At 41.1% G+C, this 4,659-nt stretch carries 4 protein-coding genes and 1 pseudogene; 2 read left to right on the top strand and 3 right to left on the bottom strand.

Going from position 1 to position 4,659, the window contains the following annotated elements; all coding sequences use genetic code 11:
* Together Q0688_RS16850 and Q0688_RS16845 are read right to left on the bottom strand one after the other, a co-directional pair.
* A partial coding sequence (locus Q0688_RS16850; protein ID WP_299079518.1) for a cation:proton antiporter occupies positions 1–447 on the bottom strand: 447 nt, incomplete at its 3' end.
* A gap of 194 nt (positions 448–641) precedes the next feature.
* A complete protein-coding gene (locus Q0688_RS16845; protein WP_299079515.1) occupies positions 642–1,667 on the bottom strand; it encodes an NADP-dependent oxidoreductase in 1,026 nt (341 codons plus the stop codon).
* A 127-nt stretch (positions 1,668–1,794) separates the two neighbouring features.
* Here Q0688_RS16845 and Q0688_RS16840 point away from each other — a divergent pair, with 127 nt between their 5' ends.
* Positions 1,795–2,607 carry an alpha/beta hydrolase gene (locus Q0688_RS16840; RefSeq protein WP_299079512.1) on the top strand — a complete coding sequence of 271 codons (813 nt, stop codon included), beginning with the start codon at positions 1,795–1,797 and terminating at the stop codon, positions 2,605–2,607.
* Here Q0688_RS16840 and Q0688_RS16835 read toward each other — a convergent pair.
* Complete coding sequence (locus tag Q0688_RS16835) at positions 2,604–3,593, bottom strand: phytanoyl-CoA dioxygenase family protein (RefSeq protein ID WP_299079509.1); 990 nt, start codon at positions 3,591–3,593, stop codon at positions 2,604–2,606. The two genes, Q0688_RS16840 and Q0688_RS16835, sit on opposite strands and share 4 nt — an antisense overlap.
* 169 nt (positions 3,594–3,762) lie before the next feature.
* Between Q0688_RS16835 and Q0688_RS16830 the strand changes: the two are divergent.
* Positions 3,763–4,659: pseudogene (locus Q0688_RS16830) on the top strand (hypothetical protein); the annotation flags it as partial.

The raw sequence follows: 4,659 nt of genomic DNA, 5'->3' as shown, positions 1-4,659 counted from the left end.
CAACACACCAATAGCTAGCTTGCCATGGCGAGTTTTGATTTCACCGCTTTCTTCTAAAATTTTTACAATACAAACTGTACTACTAAAACTTAACGAAAAGGCCAGTAAGGCTTGGGTAAAGCCATCTAAATCGGCAAAAGTAGCCAATCCTAGCCATGAGACTGCGAACAATAAAACATTAACCAATGATATCCATAACACTGAGTGCGCAATGCTACCTAACCATACTTCCTTTTTGTATAAATCACTTACTTTGAGTTTTAAGCCGATAGTAAACAACATCAAGGTAATGCCTAAATCGGCAATAGATTGCAACGCATCGGAAGAGTGAAAGCCAAGATAATTTAATGCAAAGCCGGCAATCAAATAACCTATCAATGGTGGTAGCCCAACTAACTTAAGGCCTAAACCACAGCTAAAAGCTAACAGGATAAATGCAAATTCCATATGAACTCTAAGAAAGTATTGAAGTAGTAAATAGGGTAACGATTTTTTTTAGGAAAGCTAGTTGAACAATGCAAAGAACTATTGTTCAACTAGAATTTATTTTACCTATTTAAATAGGGAGATGAGCGATAAAAGGCTGCTTGGATGAGTTAGCAGAGGCAGCCTAAACAGCCTTTATTAGCGAAATAAGATAATTATTCAGTGGTAATACGTACCAGTTGCTTACCAAAGTTTTTCCCTTTCAACATACCTTGAAAGGCTGATATCGTTTGATCGAGCCCTTCTGCTATGGATTCACGATAAACCAATTTATCATCTTTGATCCATTGGGCTAATTTCTGAGTGGTAGCTTGATGTTGATCTTGCCATTCGGTCACTACAAAAAACTTAGCGGCTGGCGGATTAGGAGACGCAGCAAGAATTTCCTGCGGGGTTTGGATTTTACTCATGTCAGTATCGTTATAATTTGATACATAACCACAAATTGGCACTCTTGATCCTGGATTCATAAGAGTTGCTACTGCTCTAGTAACGGCGCCACCTACATTTTCGAAATAAATGTCGATACCATCAGGACAGGCTTGTTGTAAATCCTGTTCGAGATTACCCGCTTTATAATCAACACAAGCATCAAAGCCTAGTTCTTCCACTACAAACTTGCATTTTTCGCTGCCACCCGCAACACCAACGACTCTACAACCAAGCATCTTGCCAATTTGTCCTACAATACCACCCACAGCACCTGAAGCCGCCGAGACAACCAAAGTTTCACCTTTTTGTGGTTTGCCTAGTTCATGTAACCCAAAGTATGCAGTTCGGCCAGTCATTCCTGCAGCCCCAAGGTAGGCCTGCAATGGAATGCCGATTTCTTCAATTTTGTACATCATAGGAGCGTTATCAGGCTTAACAAAATATTCTTGCCAGCCACCATATGCAGTAATGCGATCTCCCACTGCATATTTGTTGGAACGTGATTCCACAACTTCGCCTACGACTTCAGCAGCCAACACTCCGTCAATAGGAGCAGGTTCCATGTAGGACTTCATATCATTCATCCGAGGGCGCATGTAGGGATCTAACGATAACCATAAAGTGCGAACTAAAATATCCCCCTCTTTAAGTTCAGGGATCGCTTGTTCTTCAATTCTAAAGTTTTCATTAACTGGTTCGCCATTGGGTCTTTGTGCCAACACTATTGCGCGATTTACATAGTTACTCATACAAATTCTCCGATTGTTATTATATCATTCATTAAATAAGGACTAGTTGAACATATTTCTAGTTTATCGGTAACACTTTAAGCATTAAATAAAATGATAAATAGCTATTATTGATTGCTATGGGGCGATGCTTGTTACTATAAGAATGAATCATCAATGGACTAAAGGCAGTGTTAAGGTCGGCAAAACTCAGTTTGCTTATCATCGCACTGGTGGCAACCTTCCAGCTCTATTGCTAGCACACGGGCTGACCGATAATGGATTATGTTGGAGCCGCGTGGCAAAACGTTTAGAAGCTGACTTTGATATCATCATGCTAGATACACATGGGCATGGTTTAAGTGCCCGGGTTGATGCAAATATTGTCGACAGCCAAGGCGATGATGTGGCGGCAGTGATAAAGGCATTACAACTCGATAAACCCATTATAATGGGACATTCAGTGGGTGCGAGTTTGATGGCAAAAGTAGCCAGTCGACATTCAGATTTAATTTCAAAAGTTATCTTGGAAGATCCAGTGTTTATGCCAAAACCGTCAGAACAAAGCCTGCAAGCAAGGATCAACGGTTTTCAACTACAGGTTGAAAAGTTTAATTCAATGACGCTAGAGCAAATAGAAACTCTAGGAAAAAAACTCTCACCGAACTGGCACCAAGACGAGTTTGAACAATGGGCAATCGCAAAACATCAGGTAGACGCCAAAGTACTAGCCCATTACGAATACCTACCTTGGCAACAAACAATTGCATCTATTCAAGTACCTACGTTACTGATCCATGGGGATACAGCAAATGGTGGCATCATTTCAAATGCCGTAGTTGCCGAAGCCAAAACCATCAATCCCACTATGCAAAGTGCTTATGTTGAAAATAGTGGCCACAATATTCACCGTGAAAACCTCGATGGGTTTATAGCGGCGCTAAACCAGTTTTTGCATTAAGATTTAAAAATGTTGTTAAGAATAGAGCCTACTTCTAAATGTTCGCTAGAGTCTGCCACATGAAAACGAGCCACCTTTTGCGCTGGTTCGCTCAACTTTTTAAAGTCTTGGTAGCTAATCCCTGGCGTCACAGGTTCCCGATACCAAGGTGCATAAAACTCTAGATTTGGTATAGAGCGCACTGCTTCAGAAATATTTGGCGTGCCACCATGCCATGCCCTGACATCTCGAATCATAATAGCGCCTGCTGGGGCAGGACAAACCGTGCTCAATCTCATCCATTCAGGCTCTTCTTCAAGGTTGGGGATCCGAGCTCGCGAATTTTGTGTGCCGGGAATTTGCCTTGTTGGGCCATTTAAAGATGTGACATCTTGAGGTAAAAAATTAACAGCAAGGTAGGGACAAGGAAGATCTCTAACAGTTTGTTGCCCTCGAGGATCATGAAACGAAAAGAACTTAGTGAAAGGATTTGAAGTTCTATCGCTCGTATCCGAATGCAAGATTTGATAATTAACCGCTCCCGGTAAGCAAAAATCGCCACTCGCTGCTCTAAGCATATAATCAGATGACCTAAAAATTGCCGACACTATTTGATGTAATTCAGGAATATTTAATAACATTTGCCAAGCGGGGGGATGCAAGCGGCTTCTTGTTAAACTAGAGCCTCCAAATGAATACCGGTGAGAGCCCCTGTTGCCTTCACGATCATCATCTAAGGCCAGAATTTCCTTTATTGTTTCCTCACATCCTTTGGCAAGCATGTCTACTTGATCATTTTTAAGAAAGTCTGCAATCACCACAAATCCATCTCTATCAAACAACTCAACAGCCCTTTTGGTATCAGTTGGTGATAAAATGTCTAAGCCTTTAATGCCATTGTGTTGTTGCAATTTGTTACGTAGCGCAATAACAGACGGGTCGTCTCTGGGTATATCCTTCCAACCAATTGAATCTACATACAAGCTTTCTGAAGATTGAGTAGCCATTACGCTTGACCTTTAATTTCGAAGAAACATTATTGTTATTATGGTGAGTGTATAATAATTATTCAACTTGCTGTTAATTCAAAAAATCTTGAATAGATTTTTATCTTATTAAACTTCACACTAGAGCACTTGGGATTTACCTCAACTTAGAACAAAAAAAGAGGGCAAAATGAAGAAATTTTTATCCAGAACCATGTACTTACTCATTATTATTGGTTTAGGCGTGGTTGGCTATGTTCAATATCAAAACTGGCAAGACCGCGTTGATGTAGCCGAGCGAAAAGCGTCTCCTCAAGGGCAATTACCCCCTTGGTTAACACCTCAACATTACAAGCTAAAATTGCGAGTAAACCCTGATGAAGGCAGTTTTAGTGGCCAAGCTAACATTCAAGTCACCTTATCTAAACCTAGCCAAGAGTTATGGATACATGGGCAAGACTTATCGGTTAGCAAAGCAGAATTTGTCAGTACCGACGGCAATTCAATTGCCCTTGATTATCACGAAATGGGACACTCAGGTGTAGTAAGACTAACCGCTGATACCTCTATTCCTGCGCAGCAAGGTGTTATTGCCATAACCTACCAAGGAGAGTTAGCCAAAGATTTAACTGGCTTGTATATAGTAAAAGAAGCTGGGCAGTCTTATGCATTCACCCAGTTTGAATCTACTTTTGCGCGTTTTGCCTTTCCAAGTTTTGATGAGCCAAGATTTAAAACACCTTTCGATATCACTTTAGAAGTTAAAAAAGCGCATAAAGGCGTCGCTAACACGCCACAAATTCAACATCAAGCATTAGATGATGGCTTTCAGCGTTTAACCTTTCAAACCACCAAACCACTTCCCACTTACCTTATTGCGGTTGCTGTGGGTGATTTGGACATTGTTGACTATCAAGCGATTCCCAAATCAGATGTGAGAGACCGCGAGATCCCTTTGCGCGGCATCGCCACAAAAGGCAAAGGTTCACAAATGACCTATGCCCTTGAAAATACTGCCGCTATTTTAGATGCAATGGAACGCTACTTTGATATGCCCTACCCCTATGAAAAACTAGATATAGTAGCG

Origin of the sequence: uncultured Paraglaciecola sp. (assembly GCF_937123705.1) — a bacterium.
GTDB lineage: Bacteria > Pseudomonadota > Gammaproteobacteria > Enterobacterales > Alteromonadaceae > Paraglaciecola.
The sequence above is the reverse complement of the archived record's forward strand: the minus strand, read 5'-3'. Positions and strand labels throughout refer to the sequence as shown.

Coding starts and splice junctions, on each gene's coding strand:
- Q0688_RS16845 (WP_299079515.1), bottom strand. CDS start 1,667: ATGAGTAACTATGTAAATCGCGCAATAGTGTTGGCACAAAGACCCAAT.
- Q0688_RS16840 (WP_299079512.1), top strand. CDS start 1,795: ATGCTTGTTACTATAAGAATGAATCATCAATGGACTAAAGGCAGTGTT.
- Q0688_RS16835 (WP_299079509.1), bottom strand. CDS start 3,593: ATGGCTACTCAATCTTCAGAAAGCTTGTATGTAGATTCAATTGGTTGG.